Origin of the sequence: Novosphingobium sp. (assembly GCF_040398825.1) — a bacterium.
Lineage (GTDB): Bacteria > Pseudomonadota > Alphaproteobacteria > Sphingomonadales > Sphingomonadaceae > Novosphingobium.
This window is the reverse complement of sequence record NZ_JBBATI010000045.1, coordinates 1-20,116: the sequence shown is the minus strand read 5'-3', so window position 1 is coordinate 20,116 and position 20,116 is coordinate 1. Positions and strand designations below refer to the sequence as shown.

Here is a 20,116-nt window from a genome sequence, read left to right as displayed (position 1 = left end):
CGCGCGCCGTCCGCGGCAATCAGGGTGCGCTGGCACCCTTTTTGGGCACGTTGAACGACCCGCTGACCCGGCCCGAACCGGCTGGTTGCGGCTTGCCCGACGCGCCAACCGAGGCACCGCCGCCATGGCCATCGATGCTGGAAATCCCGGTGTTCAGATCGATAACCAGCCGCCCGCCATCCAGCCGGTCGCCATTGGCGCGGTTGAGCACGACATGGCCGACCATGGTGATCACCTTGCGATTGAGATCATAGACCGCGACATCGCCGCTGGCGCGTTCGTCGTTGCGCGTGACCAGGACATGCCCGGTGGCATCGACCCGTTGCAGCGTCAGCTTGCCCACATCGGTATAGGCCATCAGCGTGCGGTCGGCGGTCAGCCGCAATTCGGCCTGGGTCACCACCACATCACCGCTCAGCACGACGCGTTTTTGCTTGTCCTGCAATTCCATGTGCGCGGCATTGAAATCGACCGGCGCTTCGCTGTTGTGCGACACCCGGCTTTGCGCCGCCAACTGCCCGGCGCCGGCGATCACCGCCGCCGACAGCGCAAAACCGCCCAGGAAACCGCGCGAGGCGAGGCTGCGGCGGGACAGCCGGGCGGGGTGCACATGCTGGCGGGCGAAATGATCGGGGCTGGTGGTCACGGTTTGCTCACCTGCATGGCTGGGGTCGAAACGGGGCGTGCGGCGGGGCCGGACGGTGCCGCCCCTGCGCCGCGCATCTGCCCGGGCGGGTTCAATTTACCGGGGACCATGCGCAGACGCGCATGGCCGTCCAGCCGGATATTGCGGTTGTCGAGATCGGCGGTGAAATGATCGGCGCTGAACGTGCCGGTCGGGATGCGGCCTTCGACCCGGCCGTGGCTGACCAGCCGGCGGCGCTCCAGATCGATCGATGCCCCTTGCGTGACCATGCGATAGCCATCGGCGGTCTGCATTTCGACCGCGCCGGGCACGGTGATGTCCTGCCGGCCGAAATCGTACTGGCCGGCCTGCGTGTTCAGGATTGCCGGGCCATCATCCAGCAGCATGCGCGCGGTCACATCGCGCATTTCCACCACCTGCTGGCGCGCCGAATGCTGCACCGCGCTGCCCGCGGTTACCGAAAAGGCGCGGCCACGGTCATCTTCACCGCGGTACATCGCGCCCAGCGCGCGCAACCGGTCATCGACCATCGCGACCTTTGTGCGATCGAGCAGAAAGCTGATTTCGCCGCGCGGGCTTAGCGGCGCCAGCACCATCACCGCCACCAGCATGCCAATCAGCCCGGGCAAGACCACCGACAACAGCCGCACCATGCGGTCGTGCGAACCGCCGGGGGCGGCAAACACGCGGCGCCGGTCGCGCATCTGGTCGGCGCGCAATGTCATGCCAGGACCGATCGGAAAAACATCGTGCGGATTCGCGCCTATTGGTGGCTGAAAATGTCGTTTTCCGCCCATCCAGCCAGATCGAGCGCGGCGCGGGTGGGCAGGAAATCGAAACAGGCCTGCGCGATCGCGGTGCGCCCTTCGCGCGCCAGCCGTTCCACCAGCACGGTGTGGCAGGCATGCAGAAAGCGCACATCGGATGCCGCGTAATCCAGCTGCGCATCGCTCAACACCGGGCCGCCCCAGTCGCTCGATTGCTGCTGCTTGGAAATGTCCTTGCCCGTGCATTCGCGCACCAGGTCCTTCAACCCGTGGCGGTCGGTATAGGTACGCACCAGCTTTGATGCGATCTTGGTGCAGAACACCGGGGTGGCCGAAACCCCCAGGTAGTGCTGGATCGCCGCCAGATCAAACCGCGCAAAATGAAACAGTTTCAGCCGCGCAGGGTCGGCCAGCACCGCTTTCAGGTTGGGCGCATCGTACGTGCTGCCGGGGCCAAAGCGCACGCAATGTTCATCGCCGCGCCCGTCGGAAATCTGCACCACGCACAACCGGTCACGATGGGTGATCAGCCCCATCGTTTCGGTATCGACGGCAACAATGCCCGGCGCCAGAACGTCGGCGGGCAAGTCTTCTTCATGAAAATGGACTGTCATCGCCCCACGGCTTAGGCGCATCGCCAGCATGGGGCAAGCATCAAGGCGGTGGTTGGCAGCGCCGCCGCGCCATGGCAAGACCGCCCATGATGACCGCCACGACCATTCCCGACAGCTGGCGCCCGGCGCTTGAACCCGTGCTGGCCTCCCCGCCCTTGCGCGCGCTTGGCGCCTGGCTGCGCGCCGAAGAAGCGGCCGGCAAAGTGATCTACCCCCCGCGCGGAACCCGCCTGGCCGCGCTGGAGCTGACCCCGCTGGATCAGGTGCGCGTGGTGATCCTGGGCCAGGACCCCTATCACGGCGCCGGGCAGGCACACGGCCTGGCCTTTTCGGTGCAACCCGGCGTGCGCGTGCCGCCGAGCCTGGTGAACATCACCAAGGAACTGCACACCGATCTCGACCTGCCGATCCCCCGCCACGGCCATCTGGCAGCCTGGGCACGGCAGGGCGTGCTGCTGCTGAACAACGCGCTGACCGTCGAAGCGGGCCAGCCCGGGTCACACCAGAATCGCGGATGGGAAGCCCTGACTGACGCCGCAGTGGCCGCAGTCGCCGCGCGCGAGGTGCCGACGGTGTTCATGCTGTGGGGCAGCCACGCGCAGAAAAAGGCCGCGCGCATTCCGGGCCTGAACGACGGCCCGCACCTGGTCCTGCGCGCCCCCCACCCCAGCCCGCTGTCCGCCTACACCGGCTTCTTCGGCTGCCGCCATTTCAGCCAGGCCAATGATTTTCTGACCGCGCACGGGCGCGGCGCCATCGATTGGCGACTGCCGGAGTAGGGTTGCAAGGACACGCACCGACTTTCGTCTCCCCGGACTTGATCCGGAGTCCCGCTTACTTTGGCGAGACGGTGGCAATCGCAAGCAGGGTTAGATTACGTCCGTTGGAAACGTGGAAGCGGTATGGCTTCTTTCGCCCCAATTGCGGCCTTACAATCGTCATTCCTGCGAACGCAGGAATCCAGGTACCACGGCTCCGCGACAAAATCGTCTTGTACAATCAACAGGTTTTGCCATCCACTCTGGATTCCTGCGTTCGCAGGAATGACGAGGAGTGAGCTGCCGAGAGTCCGCTTTCCTCCAATTCCGGTCATTCAGCCTGTTGGTTTGCAGCGGACATCAGTGCCAAACGGCCTAGCGGGACCCCGGGTCAAGCTTGACCCGGGGAGACGCGAGAAGATAGGTCTGCGATTGCGGCAAGGGCTCACCCCCAGCCGACCACGCCCTTGGTCTCCAGGAAATCGTGGATGCCGTAATCGGCGTATTCGCGGCCGTTGCCTGATTGCTTGTAGCCGCCGAACGGGGCGTGGGTGTCCCAGTCGGGGTAGTTGATGTTGACCGTGCCGCTGCGCAACCGCCGCGAAATCGCGTGGATTTGGTCCATGTCGGTGCCGGCGATATAGCTGGCCAGGCCATAGACGGTGTCGTTGGCGATCTGGATCGCCTGGTCGATGCTGTCATAGGGCATGATGGCCAGCACCATGCCGAACACTTCTTCGCGCGCGATGGTCATCGCCGGGGATACCCCGCCAAACACCGTCGGGCGCACGAAATAGCCCTTGGTCAGGCCATCGGGCAGGCCAGTGCCGCCGCAGACCAGTTCGCCGCCTTCATCGATGGCAATCTGGATCAGGCGCTGAATCTTGGCCCACTGCACATCGCTGACCACCGGGCCGTGGGTGGTGGCGGGATCAAGCGGATCGCCCACCACCATTTCGGCGGCGGTGGCGCGGGCAATGTCCAGCGCTTCGGCATGGCGGTCGGCCGGCACCAGCATGCGCGTGGGCGCGTCGCACGATTGGCCCGAATTGCTGAAGCAGCCCTGCACCCCGGCCGCCACCGCGGCGGCGAAATCGGCATCGGGCAGGATGATATTGGCCGATTTGCCGCCCAGTTCCTGCGCCACGCGCTTCACCGTGCTGGCCGCCGCCTTGGCCACCAGAATGCCGGCGCGGGTCGATCCGGTGAACGACACCATATCCACATCGGGATGTTCGGCCATGACCTGGCCCACATCGGGCCCATTGCCGTTGACCATGTTGAACACACCAGCGGGCGTGCCCGCCGCATGCATGATCTCGGCCCAGATCAGCCCGCTGACCGGGGCGATTTCCGATGGTTTCAGCACCACGGTGCAACCCGCCGCAATCGCCGGCGCGACCTTGCACACGATCTGGTTGAGCGGCCAGTTCCACGGGGTGATCAGCGCGGCCACGCCGATCGGTTCCATGATAATCTGCGTCGTGCCGCGTTTGGATTCAAAGCTGAAATCCTCCAGCGCCTTGATCGCCGCCTCCATATGCGCGCGGCCGGCCCAGGCCTGTGCTTCACGCGCGAATTCGATCGGCGCACCCATTTCGGCGGAGACCGCCTGCGCCACATCCTCAAACCGCCGGTTGTATTCATCCAGCACCCGGTTCAGCAATTCCAGCCGGTCTTCGCGGGTGGAAAAGGCCCAGGTGGCAAACGCCTTGCGCGCCGCCGCCACGGCGCGGTCCACATCGGCCGCACCGCCCAGCGCGATGGTCATGAACGGCGCTTCATTGGCGGGATTGATCACGTCGAGCGTGGCATTACCCAGCGGCGCAACCCATTCGCCATCGATGTAGAATTTCCCGGCGTTGGCAGAAAATGTCATAAAGCGTGATTCCCGTGGACAGACAATTCGCCGACACGAATTGCACCTTTGCCGCTACGCGGCAAGGTTCAAGCACGCGTGTATGCGCGCCATCAGCAAATCTGGGCATTACCCCCAGCATGGCGTCATACGCCGCTCAGCGCGGCAGTTCGCTCACACCCATCAGCGCCTCGTCCACCGCGCGCGCGCACTGGCGGCCTTCGCGGATGGCCCACACCACCAGGCTTTGCCCCCGGCGCATGTCGCCACAGGCAAACACGTTGTCGACGCTGGTGCGATAATCGTTCGTGTTGGCCTGCGCATTGCCGCGCGCATCCAGCGCGACGCCGGCCTGTTCGATCAGGCCCTGTTTGCGCGGGCCGACAAAGCCCATCGCCAGCAGGATCAGATCGGCCTGCAACGTGAATTCGCTACCGGGCACTTCCTGCATTTTGCCATCGACCCATTCAACCCGCACGCATTCCAGCCCGGTCACGGCGTTTTCGCCCGCGACCCGCTTGGTCAGCACGGCAAATTCGCGGCCAACGCCTTCTTCATGGCTGGATGACGTGCGCATTTTGAGCGGCCAGTTCGGCCAGGTCAGCGCCTTGTCCTCTTTTTCAGGCGGGCGCGGCATGATTTCCAGCTGGGTAACGGACAACGCGCCCTGGCGGTTCGAAGTGCCAACACAGTCCGATCCGGTGTCGCCGCCGCCGATCACCACCACATGTTTGCCGGTCGCGGTCAGGCTGCCGCGCGGGGCGGCGCGGATTTCATCATCGCCGGCGTTGCGCTTGTTCTGCTGGGTCAGGAATTCCATCGCAAACCGCACGCCCGGCAATTCAAACCCGGGAATCAGCAAGGGGCGCGGGTCTTCCGCACCACCGGCCAGCACCACCACATCAAAATTGTCGCGCAGCGATGCCATCGACACGGTCACGCCGACTTCGACCGAAGTGCGGAATTCCACGCCTTCGGCCATCATCTGCACCTCGCGCCGGTTGATCAGATTCTTTTCCATCTTGAAATCGGGGATGCCATAGCGAAGCAAGCCGCCAATACGGTCCGATTTTTCAAACACAGTCACCGAATGGCCGACGCGCGCCAATTGTTGTGCACAGGCCAGGCCCGCCGGGCCAGAGCCGACCACCGCCACCGATTTGCCGGTCTTGTGCACCGGCACTTGCGGTTCGATCCAGCCTTCGCGCCACCCCTTGTCGACAATCGCGCATTCGATCGATTTGATCGTGACCGGCTGGTCGACAATGTTCAGCGTGCACGCCGCCTCACACGGGGCGGGGCAGATGCGCCCGGTGAATTCGGGGAAATTGTTGGTTGAATGCAGGTTGTCGAGCGCGTTTTGCCAATCTGCTTCGTAGACCAGATGGTTCCAGTCGGGGATCTGGTTGTTCACCGGGCAGCCGTTGTGGCAATAGGGAATGCCGCAATTCATGCAGCGTGAGGCCTGCCCGCGCAGCGTCCCCTCATCGTGCGGCACGATGAATTCGCGATAGTGTTTCAGCCGTTCGGCCGGCGCATCATAGCTGCGGTCGTGGCGTTCGACTTCGAGAAAACCGGTCGGCTTACCCATTGCATGCATTCCCTGTTCGGCCGCTGCGATTGCCACGGCGAGCCAATTTCACAATACGGTATTCAGCTAACGCGCCCCTATTTGGCTTGCGCGCGCCCATCTGGCTTACGCCGGGGCCTATTCGGCCGCGTCGAGCGCCGCTGCCTGCCGCTCTGCCGCCAGCAGGCGGAGCGCCTTGGCATAGTCACGCGGCATGACTTTGACAAACCGCGGCAGTTCGTCTGCCCAGTTGTCAAGCACCGCCCGTGCACGCGCACTGCCGCTGTGCAGCAGGTGGCGTTCGATCAGGATGCGCAGCCGGTCGGCATCGTGGCGCAACATGTCGCCCATGCCGAAATCGGCCACGTCGATCGCACGCTGTTGCGGGCGGCCGGTGCCGTCATCCTCATCACGATCGGGCGAAACCGGCGTCACATCAACCATCGCCGGGTTCACCAGCTGATGAAAACGGCCTTCCGGATCATAGACATAGGCAATCCCGCCAGACATCCCGGCGGCAAAGTTGCGCCCCGTCCGCCCCAGCACGACCACCACGCCGCCGGTCATGTATTCGCAGCCATGATCGCCGGTGCCCTCAACCACCGCGATCGCGCCCGAATTGCGCACGGCAAAACGTTCGCCGGCGACGCCGTTGAAATAGGCCTCACCCGCGATCGCGCCATAGAGCACGGTGTTGCCGACAATGATGTTTTCGGTCGCATCGCGGTCGACATGCGCGGGCTGGCGCACGATCACCCGCCCGCCCGACAGCCCCTTGCCGACATAGTCGTTGGCATCGCCGACCAGATCGAGCGTGACACCATGCGCCAGAAACGCGCCGAACGACTGCCCCGCCACGCCGTGAAACGCGACATGCACGGTGTTGTCGGGCATCCCGGTATGGCCAAACCGGCGCGCCACTTCGCCCGACAGCATCGCGCCGACCGTGCGGTTGACGTTGATCACCCGCCGTTCGATCCGCACCGGAGTGCCGCGATCGAGCGCGGGCGCGGCCGCCGCGATCAGATCATTGTCGAGCGCGGCGTCCAGACCATGGTCCTGCCGCTGGCTCCACCCCAGCGTAGTGCCAGCCACCGGATCAACCTGGTGCAGCAGCCGCGACAGATCGATGCCTTGCGCTTTCCAGTGGTGGATCGCCTGTTTGGCGTCCAGCCGATCAACCCGGCCGACCATTTCCGCGATCGTGCGAAAGCCCATCGTCGCCATGATTTCGCGCAGTTCTTCGGCCACGAAAAAGAAATAGTTGATCACATGTTCGGGCTGGCCGGTAAACCGCGCGCGCAGCACCGGGTCCTGCGTCGCCACGCCGACCGGGCAGGTGTTCAGGTGGCATTTGCGCATCATGATGCACCCCGCCGCAATCAGCGGCGCGGTGGCAAAGCCGAATTCGTCGGCACCCAGCAGCGCGGCAATCGCCACATCGCGCCCGGTGCGAATGCCGCCATCGGCTTGCACCGCGATGCGGCTGCGCAGATTGTTCAACAACAGCGTCTGTTGTGTTTCGGCCAGGCCGATTTCCCACGGAGACCCGGCATGCGTCAGGCTGGTCAGCGGCGATGCGCCGGTGCCGCCGTCATAGCCAGAGATGGTCACATGGTCCGCGCGCGCCTTCGAAACGCCCGCGGCCACCGTGCCGACGCCGACCTCTGACACCAGCTTCACCGAAATCCGCGCGCGCGTGTTGACGTTCTTCAGGTCGTGAATCAGCTGCGCCAGATCCTCGATCGAATAGATGTCGTGGTGCGGCGGCGGGCTGATCAGGCCAACGCCCGGGGTGGAATGGCGGGTGCGGCCGATCACCTTGTCGACCTTGTCACCGGGCAGCTGGCCGCCTTCGCCGGGCTTGGCGCCCTGTGCCATCTTGATCTGGATGTCGTCGGCATTGACCAGGTATTCGGTGGTCACGCCAAACCGTCCGCTGGCCACCTGCTTGATCGCCGAACGCATCGAATCGCCATTGGCCAGCGGGGTGTAGCGGTCGGATTCTTCGCCGCCTTCGCCGGTGTTGGATTTGCCGCCGATGCGGTTCATCGCGATCGCCAGCGTGGTGTGCGCTTCACGGCTGATCGACCCGAAGCTCATCGCCCCGGTGGCAAACCGCTTCACAATCGCGTGCGCCGGTTCAACTTCGTCGATCGGGATCGGCGCATCGGCCGGTTTCAGCGCCATCAGCCCGCGAATGGTCAGCATGCGTTCCGACTGATCGTTGATCGTATCGGCGAATTCGCGGTATTTTTCGGGCAGGTTGCCGCGCACCGCGTGCTGCAGGCTGGCGACATTGGTGGCGGTCCACGCGTGTTCTTCACCACGCAGACGCAACTGGTACATCCCGCCGACATCCAGCATTTTGGCATAGATCGGGTTGTCGCCATAGGCCGCGGCGTGGCGACGAACGGTTTCCTCGGCGATTTCGAACAGGCCCACACCCTCGATGGTGGTGGCGGTGCCGGTGAAGTATTTGTCGACAAACGCCGACGACAGCCCGACCGCGTCAAAGATCTGCGCGCCGCAGTATGACTGATAGGTCGAAATGCCCATCTTGGCCATGACCTTCAGGATGCCCTTGCCGATCGCCTTGATGTAGTTTTTCTTCACATCATAGCTCGACAGCGGCAGGTCTTCCTTCACCCGGATCGCTTCGAGCGTTTCGAACGCCAGATAGGGGTTGATCGCCTCGGCGCCATAGCCCGCCAACGCGCAGAAGTGGTGCACTTCGCGCGCTTCGCCGGTTTCCACTACCAGCCCGGTCTGCATGCGCAGGCCCTGGCGCACGAGGTGGTGGTGCACCGCCGCGGTCGCCAGCAGCGCGGGCATCGGCACACGCGCGGCATTCTGCCCGCGGTCGGACAGGATCAGGATGTTCTGATCGGCCAGCACCGCCTCGGTCGCGGCCCAGCACATTTCCTTGACCGCCTGTTCCAGCCCGGCGGCGCCGGTCGCAGCATCCCAGGTGATATCGATCGTCGCGGTGCGAAATGCGCCATCCAGCGTGGCTTCGACCGAGCGGATCTTGGCAATATCGACACTGGTCAGGATCGGTTGATCCACCTCCAGCCGTTTGTGCGTGCCGGCGACGCGACCCAGCAGATTGGGGCGCGGGCCAATCATCGACACCAGGCTCATCACCAGTTCTTCGCGGATCGGGTCGATCGGCGGGTTGGTGACCTGGGCAAAGTTCTGCTTGAAATAATCGAACAGCAGCCGCGACCGCCGCGACAGCACCGCAATCGGCGTATCGGTGCCCATCGACCCGATCGGGTCTTCGCCCATCACCCCCATCGGTTCCAGAAACCGCGACAGGTCTTCCTGGGTATAACCAAACGCCTGCTGCCGATCGAGCAGCGAACCGGTGTCCTGAACCAGCGCGCCGCCATCGGCATCCAGCGCGGTTTCCGGCACTTCCAGCTCTTTCAGCTTGTACTGCGCGGCCGCCAGCCATTCCTCATAAGGTTCGGCATTGGCCAGTTCGGCCTTGATTTCCTCGTCTTCGACAATGCGGCCTTTTTCCAGATCGATCAGCAGCATGCGGCCGGGCTGCAGGCGCCATTTGCGCACCACATCCTCTTCACGGAACGGCAGCACGCCGCTTTCCGATGCCATGCAGATCAGATCATCCCGCGTGATCGAAAACCGCGCGGGCCGCAGCCCGTTGCGATCGAGCGTCGCGCCAATCTGGCGCCCGTCGGTAAACGCCACCGCCGCCGGGCCATCCCATGGCTCCATCAGCGCGGCGTGGTATTCATAAAACGCACGCCGCTTGGCATCCATCAGCGGGTTGCCGGCCCAGGCTTCGGGCATCAGCATCATCACCGCATGCGCCAGGCTGTATCCGCCCGCCACCAGCAGTTCCAACGCGTTGTCCAGGCTGGCGGTGTCCGACTGGCCATGCGGGATCAGCGGCCACATCTTGTCGAGATCGGGCCCGAGCAGTTCGGATTCCATCGTGCGCCGGCGCGCGTTCATCCAGTTGACGTTGCCACGCACCGTGTTGATTTCGCCGTTGTGCGCGACAAAGCGATAGGGATGCGCCAGTTTCCAGCTGGGGAACGTGTTGGTCGAAAACCGCTGATGCACCAGCCCGAGCGCCGAAACGCAGTCAGGATCGCGCAGATCGTCATAAAAACTGCCGACTTGCGTGGCCAGCAGCAGCCCCTTGTAGACGATCGTCCGCGATGAAAAGCTGGGCATGTACAGCTGGCTGATGCCCGGCAGGCCGTGCTTTTCGGCCAGCGCCGCCAGCGGGTTCTGGGTCTGTTTGCGGATCGCCAGCAGTTTGCGTTCAAACGCATCCTGATCGGGCGTGCCTTCACCCCGGCGGATCACGCACTGGCGGATCACCGGCATTTCGGCGATCACCGCCGCGCCCAGGCCGGCCGTGGTGGTCGGCACATCGCGCCAGCCGATCAGTTCCTGACCCTCTTTGGCGATGAATTTTTCAAAGAATTCGGTGATGAAGCTGCGACTGGGTTCGTCCTGCGGCATGAAACACATTGCCACCGCATAGTCGCCCGGCGCGGGCAGCACTTTGCCCGTGGCCGATGCCCAGTTGCGGAACAGCGCATCCGGCAGCTGAATCAGGATTCCGGCGCCATCGCCCAGCAACGGATCGGCCCCGACCGCGCCACGGTGATCAAGATTGTGCAGGATTTCCAGCGCCTGTTTGATAATCGCGTGGCTTTTGATGCCTTTGATATGGGCGACAAAGCCCACACCACAGGCGTCATGCTCGTTACGCGGATCATAAAGGCCCTGGACCGGCGGAAAACCCATTGTTTATCGTATCCTGCAACCAAAGGATGGTCATTTGCGCGAATCACCGTGCCCGACAGGCAGCGAAAGTTGCGCGAATTTTCCCATGACCGCATGAATGTTATTTTGCAACCGCGTGCACGCGTACTTCGCCTATCGGGCAAAGCGCGGACGATGCAGCGCGCAGGGGCAATGGCCCCACCACCGTCGGGCAGAAATTGGTATCAGCGCTGCCCGCTCATCTTGCGCAGTGTCGCCAGCGCATCGCGCAAGGCGCGATCGGCGTCGGCAGTATCGGCATCCACCGTCGCACGCGGTGCGGGTTCACCAGCCAGGACGCTGGCGTGGGCGCGTGCGGCGCTCAGCCGGAACGGCACCACCGGGGTGGCGATTGCCACGGCATCGGTATCGCCATCGACATCCACGGCGGCATCCGGCGCGCGACGCCACGGTTCGGCCTGATCATGCACGGACGCAGTAGAGGCCGGGGCTGCCGAGACCGGGGTGGATACAAACGACGGCACCAGATCGGTTGGCACCAGTTCGGGCCGTTGCAGCGTCATCCCGGTCAGCGATGAATAACGCTGTTCGATGTCGGCATCGTCGTAAGGATCGGACAATTCAGCGCCATCGCCAGGATCGGAAACCGGGCCAGAGGTCAGCGCCGACGCGGCAAAGCGTGTGGCATGATCCGCCGCTGCGGCATCGCCCGTGCCGGCCGGGCGCGCAGGCTTTGCGCGCAGCAGCGGTCCGGGCGGGTCCATCGTCAGCGGATCGAACCGGTGCAGAGGCATGCGCGGATCGATGGGTCTGGATGCGGCAGAGGTGTCGGCAGCAGACGCCGCCGCCTGTCGTGCCTGCCGCTCGGCAATCGCCAGGGCAAGACGTTCGATCAGCTGGACCAACCCCAGGCTGGCCAGCGGGGCCTGCGCGATTGGCGCCTGCGGGGCAGTGGCGGCCAGGCTGGCCAGCGGCACGCGGTGAATCGCCGGGCCGGGTCGGGCCGGCGCCGCGATGTCCGCAACCGCAGCGGGGCTGTCGGTGATGGTGGCGGGCGCGGGGGTGACGGCGGGGGTGACGGCGGCGCTGTCCGCGGCAGCCGGCGCATCGGGTACCACCGCGACGGGCTCTGCAACCAGGACAGCCGGGGCCTTATCTGACAGTGCCGGATCTGACGGTACTGGATCTGACGGTACTGGATCTGACGGTACTGGGGCCACCACTGGCGGCAGCGGGGTGTTTACCGCCGCGAAGGCCGCCGCCAGAAACGGTGGCAGCGAAGCGGCCGGATCATGCGCGTCGAGCGCATCAAAATCATCCCGCAAAAGCCGATCGGCGGGGGACATGTCGTCGCCTGCCGGTTGCGGATCGGGGGTGACAAACGCGCTGGTCGCGGCAAACGGCAGAACATCGGTGGTAACCACCAGTGGGCGACGCGGCGGCGCATCGGGATGGGCATCGCGGTTGCGCACGCGCGGCGCCGTTGCCGATGTGACGGAGTCAGCCGGTTCACGCGCAGTGGCATAGCGGGCTGGAGCGACCTCGTCCGCATCGTTCGCAGCATTGCGCACCGGCCATGCCCGCGCCGTGCCACCGGCGCGGCGATGCAGCGTCAGGCCGATCGCCAGCCCCGCCATGCCGCCCGCTGCGGCCAGCACGATCGCCAGCATCAGCCGCGCGGTCAGGCCCAGTGGCGGCGCGGCCGCCGGCAATACTGTCGCAAGATGCAGATGCCCGACCAGCCCGGCCAGTGCATCGGCACTGGCTGCCAGGCAGCCCATGCCCGCCAGCGCAGCGCACCACAATGCGACCGCCGCCGGAAACAGGCGATGCGCCATGACCGGCGCGGTTGCGCGACTCGGCCGGGTCGCGGCGGCGCGGGCGGAATCAGGGCGGGCTGGTCTGGTCACGATACTGATCTTTGTCCCTGCGCGTGCATGACGCAATTGCCTTCATACGCCGGGTCTGATGGCTGGCAAATCAGCGCATCAGGCCGCAATGGTCGTGGTAACAGCATCCATGGCTAACACCGTTTGGTAAACGGGATGATAACGCCTGACGTTGCAACCCCAGTCATGCGCGCGTTCCACAAACGCCCGTGCCACCCGCCGCCGTTCATCCCAACCCGCACGGTCGCCCAGCAGGCCGGCCATCGCGGTGGCCAGCGCGGCGGGATCATCGGGGGCAAACAGCGTGCCGGTCACGCCCTGTTCGATCAGTTCGCGGTGCCCGCCGACGCTGCTGGCGGCCACCAGCTTGCCCTGCGCCATCGCCTCCAGCGGTTTGAGCGGGGTCACCAGATCGGTCAGCCGCATCGCCTTGCGCGGGTAACACACCACATCGGTAGCTGCGTAATAACGGTCCACCTCGTGATGCGGCACGCGCCCGACAAAGCGGATCGCGGCGGCAGCCGGCGATGCCAGCGCCTGCGCGCGCAATGCCGATTCGGCCGGGCCGCCGCCCACCAGCAACAGCCGCGCATCGGGCTGAGCGGCGACGATCGCCGGCATCGCCGCGATCAGATCGTCCAGCCCTTCGTAAGGGTAAAAACTGCCCAGAAAGCCGATCACCGGCCCGGTGCCCAGCCCCAGCTGTTCCGCCAGCGCAGGATCGCGCGGCAACGGCGCACCAAACAGCGCCAGATCAACCCCGTTGGGCATGACCGTGATGCGCTGCGCCGCCACACCGCGCGCGATCAGATCGGCTTTCAGCCCGTCGCAGATGGTGACCACTGCTGCGGCGCCGGCGATCACGCGGTTTTCCAGCTGCCGCGTCAGCCAATAGCGCCATGACCCGGCGCTGCCGGTGCCATTGCCCACCGCCGCATCTTCCCAGAACGCGCGGATTTCATAGACCAGCGGGATGCCCAGCCGTCGCCCCGCGCGCAATGCGGCCATGCCGCACAGCGCCGGGCTGTGCGCGTGGAGCACATCGGGACGCCAGATTTGCGCCACCGCCTCGATCCGGTCGGCCAGTTTGCGCACTTCACGCCATTCGCGCAGGCCCGGTGCGCCGTTCAGATCGCCAGACGTGCGCCATAAATGCAATCCGTCCAGCACTTCGGCGCCCTGGCCATCGGTGGCGTCGGGCACCGGCGGCGCATAATGCCGCAGCCCGGTTACCGCCCGCACGTCGAGCCCCAGCACCTCTTCCTGCGCCTTCAAAATGGCGCGCGTGCGAAAGGTATAGCCACTTTGCAGCGGCAGGCTGTGATCGAGCACGTGCAGAATACGGGTCATATGCCTCTTTATGGCACAGCAACGCTTAACGCGGTATCAACTGCATATGGTCCAAGGCAGGCCATACGCAATTTTTGCGCCACCACTGCGGACACCCAACGCCCCGTCATGATCGATCTGATTGCCCTGGTCATCCCGCATTTCGTCATGGCAATCGCCGTGTGGCGGCTGGTGCGGCGCGACGATCTGGATGACGATCCGGCCCTGCCCCGGCATGATTCACGTGGCGAAGCCGCGCGCAACCGGGCGGCGCAGGGGGACAAGCCATGACCAATCTGGCGCTGACCGCCTTTGTCATGGCATTCCTGCTGGCCGGGTTTGCCCGGCCGTTCCTGTTCGTGCTGGCCTATGCCTATATCGATATCGTTTCGCCGCAACGCATTGGCTGGGGGCCGCTGGGGTCGCTGTCGATTTCGCTGGTGGCGTTTATCCTGACCGTGGTGATGTGGGCCGCACGCGAAGACAAGCGCGGCATTCGGGTATCATCGCGCCAGCTGCTGATGCTCGCACTGCTGGTCTATTGCGGGCTGACCACGCTGACCGCCGATTTTCCGTCAGAGGCGGCGGCCAAGTGGGACTGGGTGTGGAAGGCGCTGGTGTTCGCCACGTTCCTGCCGCTGACGCTGCGCACCCGGCTGCGAATCGAATCGCTGGTGCTGATCATGGTGCTGGGGGTCGGGGTGATCATCATCGATGGCGCGCTGAAAACGCTGCTGGGCGGCGGTGGCTATGGCGAATTGAAGCTGCTGGTCGATGACAACACCGGGCTGTACGAAGGATCGATCATCTCCACCGTGGCGATCTGCATCATCCCGCTGGCATTCTGGCTGGCATCCTATGGCACGGTGTTCCGGCCCGGGTTGCTGGTGTGGCTGTTTGCGGCCGGCATCACCTTTGCGGCGATCCTGATGCCGATCGGCACGCAGGCACGCACCGGGCTGATCTGCGTCGCGGTGCTGGGCCTGCTGAAATTGCGCAGCACCAAACGGCGGTTCACCTATCTGGTGCTGATCGCGGCCGGCGCGGCGATCGCGCTGCCACTGCTGCCCGCCAGCTTTACCGAACGCATGAGCACCATCGGCGATCACAAGGCGGATCAATCGGCCAGCACGCGCGTCGCGGTCTGGGCCTGGACCATGGACTTTGCCCAAAGCCACCCGTTTGGCGGCGGGTTTGACGCTTTCCGGCAGGACAGCGTGGCCTATGACAAAGTGGTCACCAGCAAAGACGGCACCAACACGACCATCAGCACCGAACATGTCATCGAACATGCCCGTGCCTATCATTCCAGCTATTTTGAAATGCTGGGCGAACAGGGCTATCCTGGCCTGGGCATGTGGCTGCTGCTGCACATCCTGGGCGTGGTGCAGATGGAGCGTATCCGTCGGCGCTATCGCGTTCCCCCCCCGGCATCCGCCGCCAATCCTGCACCGGTGCCACCTGGCAAGCGTGCACCGGCGCAGGTGATCACGCCCGTCGATACGCCCCAGACTGACACCGCCTGGATCAGCCCGCTGGCCGATGCGCTGCAACAGGCGCAGATCGTCTATCTGTTTGGCGGGGCGTTTGTCGGCATCGCGTTTCAACCGTTCTGCTACATGCTGGTCGGGTTGCAATGCGGGCTGGCGGCCTATGTCGGGCGGCTGGATGCCGCGGTGCATGAGGCAGAGCGGATGAAACGCCTGTTGCGCCAGCCGACCCCCACCCCGCCCCCGCCTGATCCGCTGGTGCCCGACCCGCTGGTTGCGGTGCGCCATCCCACGGCAGCAGGGCCGCTGCTGGGCAACAATCGCGGCTAGGTCTTGAGGCCAGTCCGCCATTGGTGATTGCGCCCGCCCGGTCAACGCGGCATGAGATCCTCACAAACACCATAAACGGGGATGAGCATGCCAAACACGATCGACGCCCATGCCATGAAGGATCTGGTCGGCCAGGTGGTCGGCACCAGCGAATGGGTTGACGTGACGCAGGAACGCATCAACCAGTTCGCCGAAGCGACCGGTGATTTCCAGTTCATCCACATCGATCCCGTCGCCGCCGCCCAGACCCCGTTCGGCGGCACCATCGCGCACGGGTTCCTGACCCTGTCGCTGATCCCGCTGCTGACTCAGAACAGCACCATTCCACGCCCGGCAGGGATCAAGATGGGCGTCAATTACGGCGGCAACAAAACCCGTTTCCTGTCACCCGTGCGGTCGGGCAAGCGCATCCGCGGCCATTTCAAATTGCTGGAAATCGACGAAAAGCGCCCCGGCCAATGGCAACAGACGATGGAAATCACCATCGAGATCGAAGACGAGGCAAAACCCGCGCTGATCTGCGAATGGATCACGCAGTTTTTCATCTGACCGGGTCAGAGGGGGCAGTGGGTCGTGTGCCCAGCTCCCCTTCAAACTCTTGATTTAAGACAATCCCGCTCAGGCTGAACGGGGATCGTATTTTATTGTTTTAATTCAAAAAATCACGCCACCACGCTCAGTTTTCCACCCGCATCACGCGCCGCCGACACACCCAGATCGTGCCGCGCGATCCATTCATCGACCACCGGGGCGATCGAGGACCGCCAGCGCGATCCGTTGAAGATGCCATAATGGCCAACCTCAGGCGCGAAGTGGTATTTCTTTTTCGCATCGGGCACGCCCGGGGTCAGCGCAAGCGCTGCGCGGGTCTGGCCGATGCCCGAAATGTCGTCGCGTTCGCCCTCGATGCACAGGATCGCGGTGTCGGTTATCTGGCCCAGATCGACCAATTGGCCACGGTGAACCAGTTCGCCGCGCGGCAGGGCGTGGGTCTGGAACACCACATCGACGGTCTGCAGATAGAATTCGGCGGTCATGTCGCAGACGCTGCGGTATTCTTCATAAAACGTCTTGGTGCCGTCGGCGCTTTCGCCATCGCCCTGCACCAGATGCTTGAACAGCCCGTAATGGCTCATCATGTGGCTGCCCAGGTTCATCGACATGAACGACGCAAGCTGCACAAACCCCGGATAGACCTTGCGCCCGACGCCCGGATAATTGACCGGCACATCGGTGATCACGTTGTGTTTGAACCAAACATACGGTTTGGCGATGGCGTGGTCGTTGACCGCGGTCGGGCTTTCACGCGTATCGATCGGCCCGCCCATCATGGTCAGCGTCAGCGGACGACAGGCATGGCCGTTGCGCGCCATCACCGCGGTTGCCGCAAACGCCGGCACCGATGGCTGGCACACCGCCATCATGTGCGCGCCGGGGCCGATATATTCCAGAAAACCGATCAGATAATCGATATAGTCATCCAGATCGAACCGGCCTTCGGACAGCGGCACCAGCTTCGCATCGGCCCAGTCGGTAATATAGACGACGTGGCGTTCCATCATGCGTTCGACCGTGCCGCGCAGCAGCGTGGCGTAATGCCCGCTCATCGGCGCGACGATCAACAGGCGCGGCGCATCCGCCGGCAGCCCGGCGTGGGCAAATTTCTTCAGCGCGCCAAACGGCCGGTGCACCTCGGTAGTTTCGGTCACGGTGTGCGCCACCCCGTCGATCTGCACCGTTTTGTACCCGAATGCGGGCTTGCCGCGCGGCGCGGCGGCGTGGGCAAACACCTCCAGCGCCGATGCCATCGCCTGGTTGGCGGCGGTGGTGGCCAGCGGGTGGCGCGGATTGCTCAGCCAGTCGGCGGTCATCGATGCCACGGCGCTGCCGGCATTCATGAACGAACGGTGGATTTCATAAGCCTTGTACAACATGGCACGCCATTCCTGATCAGACCGGGCAGCGACGCCGCCCCGGTTGCGACTGTTCTCTATATACTGTCTGCGCGCTTTTGGCCGATTGTGCAATGCACCCAGGGGGCGGCCATGCCACAAACGCCCGCGCCCTGTGACAATTTTCGCCGGGCAGGCCAAATCACGAAGCAACCGCGATGCCGCAATGCGGTGGGAAGCGGCTGCCCGATTTCGCCCATACCGTTTGCCCGCAAAATGGTTTAGGGCAGCCGCCATGAACGCCCAGATTGCCCCTGCCGCCCCCGACACCCCCCCTGCAACCGACGCGCCCGACGCGCCCGCGACGGTCGCCCGCACCCGGTCGCTGGGCCCGCTGACGATGATCCTGGAACAGGCGATGTCCTATCCCGGCAAAGTCATGGCGGCGGCGGCGGCGCTGCTGGTGACCGCGACATCGACACTGGCTGTGCCCTATGGCTTTCGCATGGTGATCGACAAGGGGTTTTCCCGCGGCGCCGATGTGCATGTGCTGGGGGAATGGTTCCTGATGCTGTTTGCCATTGTCGCGGTGCTGGGGGTCGGCACGGCGACGCGGTTCTATTTCGTATCGTGGCTGGGCGAACGCGTGGTGGCCGATATCCGCATAAAGGTGCAGGCCAACCTGCTGTCGATGCCGCCCAGCTTTTTCGAGGAAAACAGCCCGAAGGAAATCGCATCGCGGATGACATCGGATACCGCAATCATTGAACAGGTGGTGGGCACGACCGTGTCGATCGCGCTGCGCAATTCGATCATGGTGGTCGGCGGCATTGCCTATCTGTTCGCGATGGCGCCGGGGCTGACCGCAGAACTGCTGATCGGCATTCCGCTCGTCATCGGGCCGATCACGGTGTTCGGCGGCCGTTTGCGCCGGGCTTCGCGCAACAGCCAGGACCGCGTCGCCACCGTCGGCGTGCGCATTGCCGAAGTGCTGGGCGCGATGAAAGTGGTGCAGGCGTTCGGGCAGGAACCGCGCGAAATGGCGCGGTTTGGTGAAGCGGTCGAAAGCACCTTTGCCACCGCGCGCATGCGCATCCTGCTCCGTTCGGTGCTGACCGCGGTGGTCATCGTGCTGGTGCTGGGCGGGTTGACCGGGCTGATGTGGCAGGGCGCAGTGGGTGTCGCCAATGGCAGCATCAGCGGTGGCACCATCGCCGCGTTCGTGCTGACCGGCGGGCTGGTGGCCGGCTCGTTCCAGGCACTGACCGAGGTTTATGGTGATCTGGTGCGCGGTGCCGGCGCATCCGAACGGTTGAGCGAACTGTTGCGGGTGGTGCCCGAAATCGCGGCGCCGGCACGCCCGATCGCGCTGCCGCAACCGCCACGCGGGCAGATCGCGTTTCAGCATGTCACCTTTCGCTATCCAACCCGGCCCGATGCGCCGGCGCTGGTCGATTTTTCGCTGGCGGTGGAACCCGGCGAAACCGTGGCCATCGTCGGCCCATCGGGTGCGGGCAAATCGACGCTGTTTCTGCTGGCCGAACGGTTTTACGATCCGCAGGGCGGCATGGTGCGCATCGATGGCGTGCCGTTGAAAGAGGCTGACCCCGCCCAAGTGCGCGCGCGCATGGCGCTGGTGCCGCAGGAAGGCGTACTGTTCGCCGCCAGCGCGCGCGACAATCTGCGCTATGGCAAGCCTGGCGCGGGCGACGAGGAAATCTGGGCCGCCGCGCGCGACGCCAATGCCGAGGCGTTCCTGCGTGAACTGCCGCAGGGCCTCGATACCTTTCTGGGCGAAGACGGCACGCGCCTGTCGGGCGGGCAGCGCCAGCGCATCGCCATCGCGCGCGCGCTGTTGCGCAACGCGCCGATCCTGTTGCTGGACGAAGCGACCAGCGCGCTCGATGCCGAAAGCGAACGGCTGGTGCAGGACGCGCTCGACCGCCTGATGCAATCGCGCACCACGCTGGTAATCGCGCATCGGCTGGCCACCGTACGCGCCGCCGATCGCATCATCGTGATGGACCAGGGCCGGATCGTGGAACAGGGCACGCACACCACGCTGACCGCCGCCGGCGGACTTTACGCGCGGCTGGCCCGGCTGCAATTCGACAGCGCGGTGTCCTTGTCGGATTGAGTGCCACGCACCACCCCGCACCCCCGGCCCATCCGCCCACAGGGTACCTTAATGGGTGGATGGGCC

Annotated in this window: 14 protein-coding genes; 5 read left to right on the top strand and 9 right to left on the bottom strand. The window is 64.7% G+C overall.

What is annotated here, in order from left to right:
* Positions 1 to 19: 19 nt before the first annotated feature.
* From ABWP89_RS16785 to ABWP89_RS16775, 3 genes are read right to left on the bottom strand one after another with little or no spacing between them, the layout of a single operon-like run.
* Complete coding sequence (locus tag ABWP89_RS16785; protein WP_353230747.1) at positions 20 to 646, bottom strand: LptA/OstA family protein; 627 nt, start codon at positions 644 to 646, stop codon at positions 20 to 22.
* Positions 643 to 1,371 carry an LPS export ABC transporter periplasmic protein LptC gene (locus ABWP89_RS16780; RefSeq protein WP_353230746.1) on the bottom strand — a complete coding sequence of 243 codons (729 nt, stop codon included), beginning with the start codon at positions 1,369 to 1,371 and terminating at the stop codon, positions 643 to 645. The genes ABWP89_RS16785 and ABWP89_RS16780 overlap by 4 nt, the downstream gene beginning before the upstream one ends.
* 38 nt (positions 1,372 to 1,409) lie before the next feature.
* Positions 1,410 to 2,027 carry a ribonuclease D gene (locus tag ABWP89_RS16775; protein WP_353230745.1) on the bottom strand — a complete coding sequence of 206 codons (618 nt, stop codon included), beginning with the start codon at positions 2,025 to 2,027 and terminating at the stop codon, positions 1,410 to 1,412.
* A gap of 89 nt (positions 2,028 to 2,116) precedes the next feature.
* Between ABWP89_RS16775 and ung the strand changes: the two genes are divergently transcribed.
* Positions 2,117 to 2,806, top strand: a complete 690-nt coding sequence (ung, locus tag ABWP89_RS16770; RefSeq protein WP_353230743.1) for a uracil-DNA glycosylase — start codon at positions 2,117 to 2,119, stop codon at positions 2,804 to 2,806.
* Between the two features lie 424 nt (positions 2,807 to 3,230).
* Here ung and ABWP89_RS16765 read toward each other — a convergent pair whose 3' ends face one another.
* From ABWP89_RS16765 to ABWP89_RS16745, 5 genes are all read right to left on the bottom strand, one after another.
* Entirely contained in the window at positions 3,231 to 4,664 is a 1,434-nt protein-coding gene (locus ABWP89_RS16765) for an aldehyde dehydrogenase family protein (RefSeq protein WP_353230741.1), read from the bottom strand.
* A 136-nt stretch (positions 4,665 to 4,800) separates the two neighbouring features.
* Positions 4,801 to 6,234 (bottom strand): glutamate synthase subunit beta, encoded by a 1,434-nt coding sequence (locus tag ABWP89_RS16760; protein WP_353230740.1) that lies wholly within the window; start codon positions 6,232 to 6,234, stop codon positions 4,801 to 4,803.
* Between the two features lie 117 nt (positions 6,235 to 6,351).
* On the bottom strand, positions 6,352 to 11,004 hold the full coding sequence (gene gltB, locus ABWP89_RS16755) for a glutamate synthase large subunit (RefSeq protein WP_353230739.1): 4,653 nt from the start codon (positions 11,002 to 11,004) through the stop codon (positions 6,352 to 6,354).
* A 203-nt stretch (positions 11,005 to 11,207) separates the two neighbouring features.
* Positions 11,208 to 12,893: a hypothetical protein gene (locus ABWP89_RS16750; RefSeq protein WP_353230738.1), complete on the bottom strand. Its 1,686-nt coding sequence runs from the start codon at positions 12,891 to 12,893 to the stop codon at positions 11,208 to 11,210.
* A gap of 78 nt (positions 12,894 to 12,971) precedes the next feature.
* Positions 12,972 to 14,222, bottom strand: coding sequence for a TIGR04063 family PEP-CTERM/XrtA system glycosyltransferase (locus ABWP89_RS16745; RefSeq protein WP_353230737.1), 1,251 nt, complete (start codon positions 14,220 to 14,222; stop codon positions 12,972 to 12,974).
* A 108-nt stretch (positions 14,223 to 14,330) separates the two neighbouring features.
* On the opposite strand from ABWP89_RS16745, the gene ABWP89_RS16740 reads away from it, so the two are divergent.
* The 3 genes from ABWP89_RS16740 (at position 14,331) to ABWP89_RS16730 (ending at position 16,570) form a co-directional block, all read left to right on the top strand.
* Positions 14,331 to 14,492 carry a hypothetical protein gene (locus ABWP89_RS16740; RefSeq protein WP_353230736.1) on the top strand — a complete coding sequence of 54 codons (162 nt, stop codon included), beginning with the start codon at positions 14,331 to 14,333 and terminating at the stop codon, positions 14,490 to 14,492.
* The gene (locus ABWP89_RS16735; RefSeq protein WP_353230735.1) at positions 14,489 to 16,021 is read left to right on the top strand and encodes a DUF5935 domain-containing protein; all 1,533 of its coding nucleotides are present in this window, start codon (positions 14,489 to 14,491) and stop codon (positions 16,019 to 16,021) included. The genes ABWP89_RS16740 and ABWP89_RS16735 overlap by 4 nt, the downstream gene beginning before the upstream one ends.
* A gap of 87 nt (positions 16,022 to 16,108) precedes the next feature.
* Complete coding sequence (locus tag ABWP89_RS16730) at positions 16,109 to 16,570, top strand: MaoC family dehydratase (RefSeq protein WP_353230733.1); 462 nt, start codon at positions 16,109 to 16,111, stop codon at positions 16,568 to 16,570.
* A gap of 113 nt (positions 16,571 to 16,683) precedes the next feature.
* Here the strand turns inward: ABWP89_RS16730 and ABWP89_RS16725 are convergent, their stop codons facing one another.
* A complete protein-coding gene (locus ABWP89_RS16725; RefSeq protein WP_353230731.1) occupies positions 16,684 to 17,955 on the bottom strand; it encodes a polyhydroxyalkanoate depolymerase in 1,272 nt (423 codons plus the stop codon).
* A 253-nt stretch (positions 17,956 to 18,208) separates the two neighbouring features.
* On the opposite strand from ABWP89_RS16725, the gene ABWP89_RS16720 reads away from it, so the two are divergent.
* Positions 18,209 to 20,050, top strand: coding sequence for an ABC transporter transmembrane domain-containing protein (locus ABWP89_RS16720; protein WP_353230729.1), 1,842 nt, complete (start codon positions 18,209 to 18,211; stop codon positions 20,048 to 20,050).
* The last annotated feature ends 66 nt before the right edge of the window (positions 20,051 to 20,116 follow it).

Excerpts from the sequence above, each read along its gene's own strand:
- ABWP89_RS16775 (WP_353230745.1), bottom strand. The coding sequence starts at position 2,027 with ATGACAGTCCATTTTCATGAAGAAGACTTGCCCGCCGACGTTCTGGCG.
- ABWP89_RS16780 (WP_353230746.1), bottom strand. The coding sequence starts at position 1,371 with ATGACATTGCGCGCCGACCAGATGCGCGACCGGCGCCGCGTGTTTGCC.
- ABWP89_RS16735 (WP_353230735.1), top strand. The coding sequence starts at position 14,489 with ATGACCAATCTGGCGCTGACCGCCTTTGTCATGGCATTCCTGCTGGCC.
- ABWP89_RS16720 (WP_353230729.1), top strand. The coding sequence starts at position 18,209 with ATGAACGCCCAGATTGCCCCTGCCGCCCCCGACACCCCCCCTGCAACC.
- ABWP89_RS16745 (WP_353230737.1), bottom strand. The coding sequence starts at position 14,222 with ATGACCCGTATTCTGCACGTGCTCGATCACAGCCTGCCGCTGCAAAGT.
- ABWP89_RS16765 (WP_353230741.1), bottom strand. The coding sequence starts at position 4,664 with ATGACATTTTCTGCCAACGCCGGGAAATTCTACATCGATGGCGAATGG.
- ABWP89_RS16725 (WP_353230731.1), bottom strand. The coding sequence starts at position 17,955 with ATGTTGTACAAGGCTTATGAAATCCACCGTTCGTTCATGAATGCCGGC.
- ABWP89_RS16730 (WP_353230733.1), top strand. The coding sequence starts at position 16,109 with ATGCCAAACACGATCGACGCCCATGCCATGAAGGATCTGGTCGGCCAG.
- ABWP89_RS16740 (WP_353230736.1), top strand. The coding sequence starts at position 14,331 with ATGATCGATCTGATTGCCCTGGTCATCCCGCATTTCGTCATGGCAATC.
- gltB (WP_353230739.1), bottom strand. The coding sequence starts at position 11,004 with ATGGGTTTTCCGCCGGTCCAGGGCCTTTATGATCCGCGTAACGAGCAT.
- ung (WP_353230743.1), top strand. The coding sequence starts at position 2,117 with ATGACCGCCACGACCATTCCCGACAGCTGGCGCCCGGCGCTTGAACCC.
- ABWP89_RS16760 (WP_353230740.1), bottom strand. The coding sequence starts at position 6,234 with ATGGGTAAGCCGACCGGTTTTCTCGAAGTCGAACGCCACGACCGCAGC.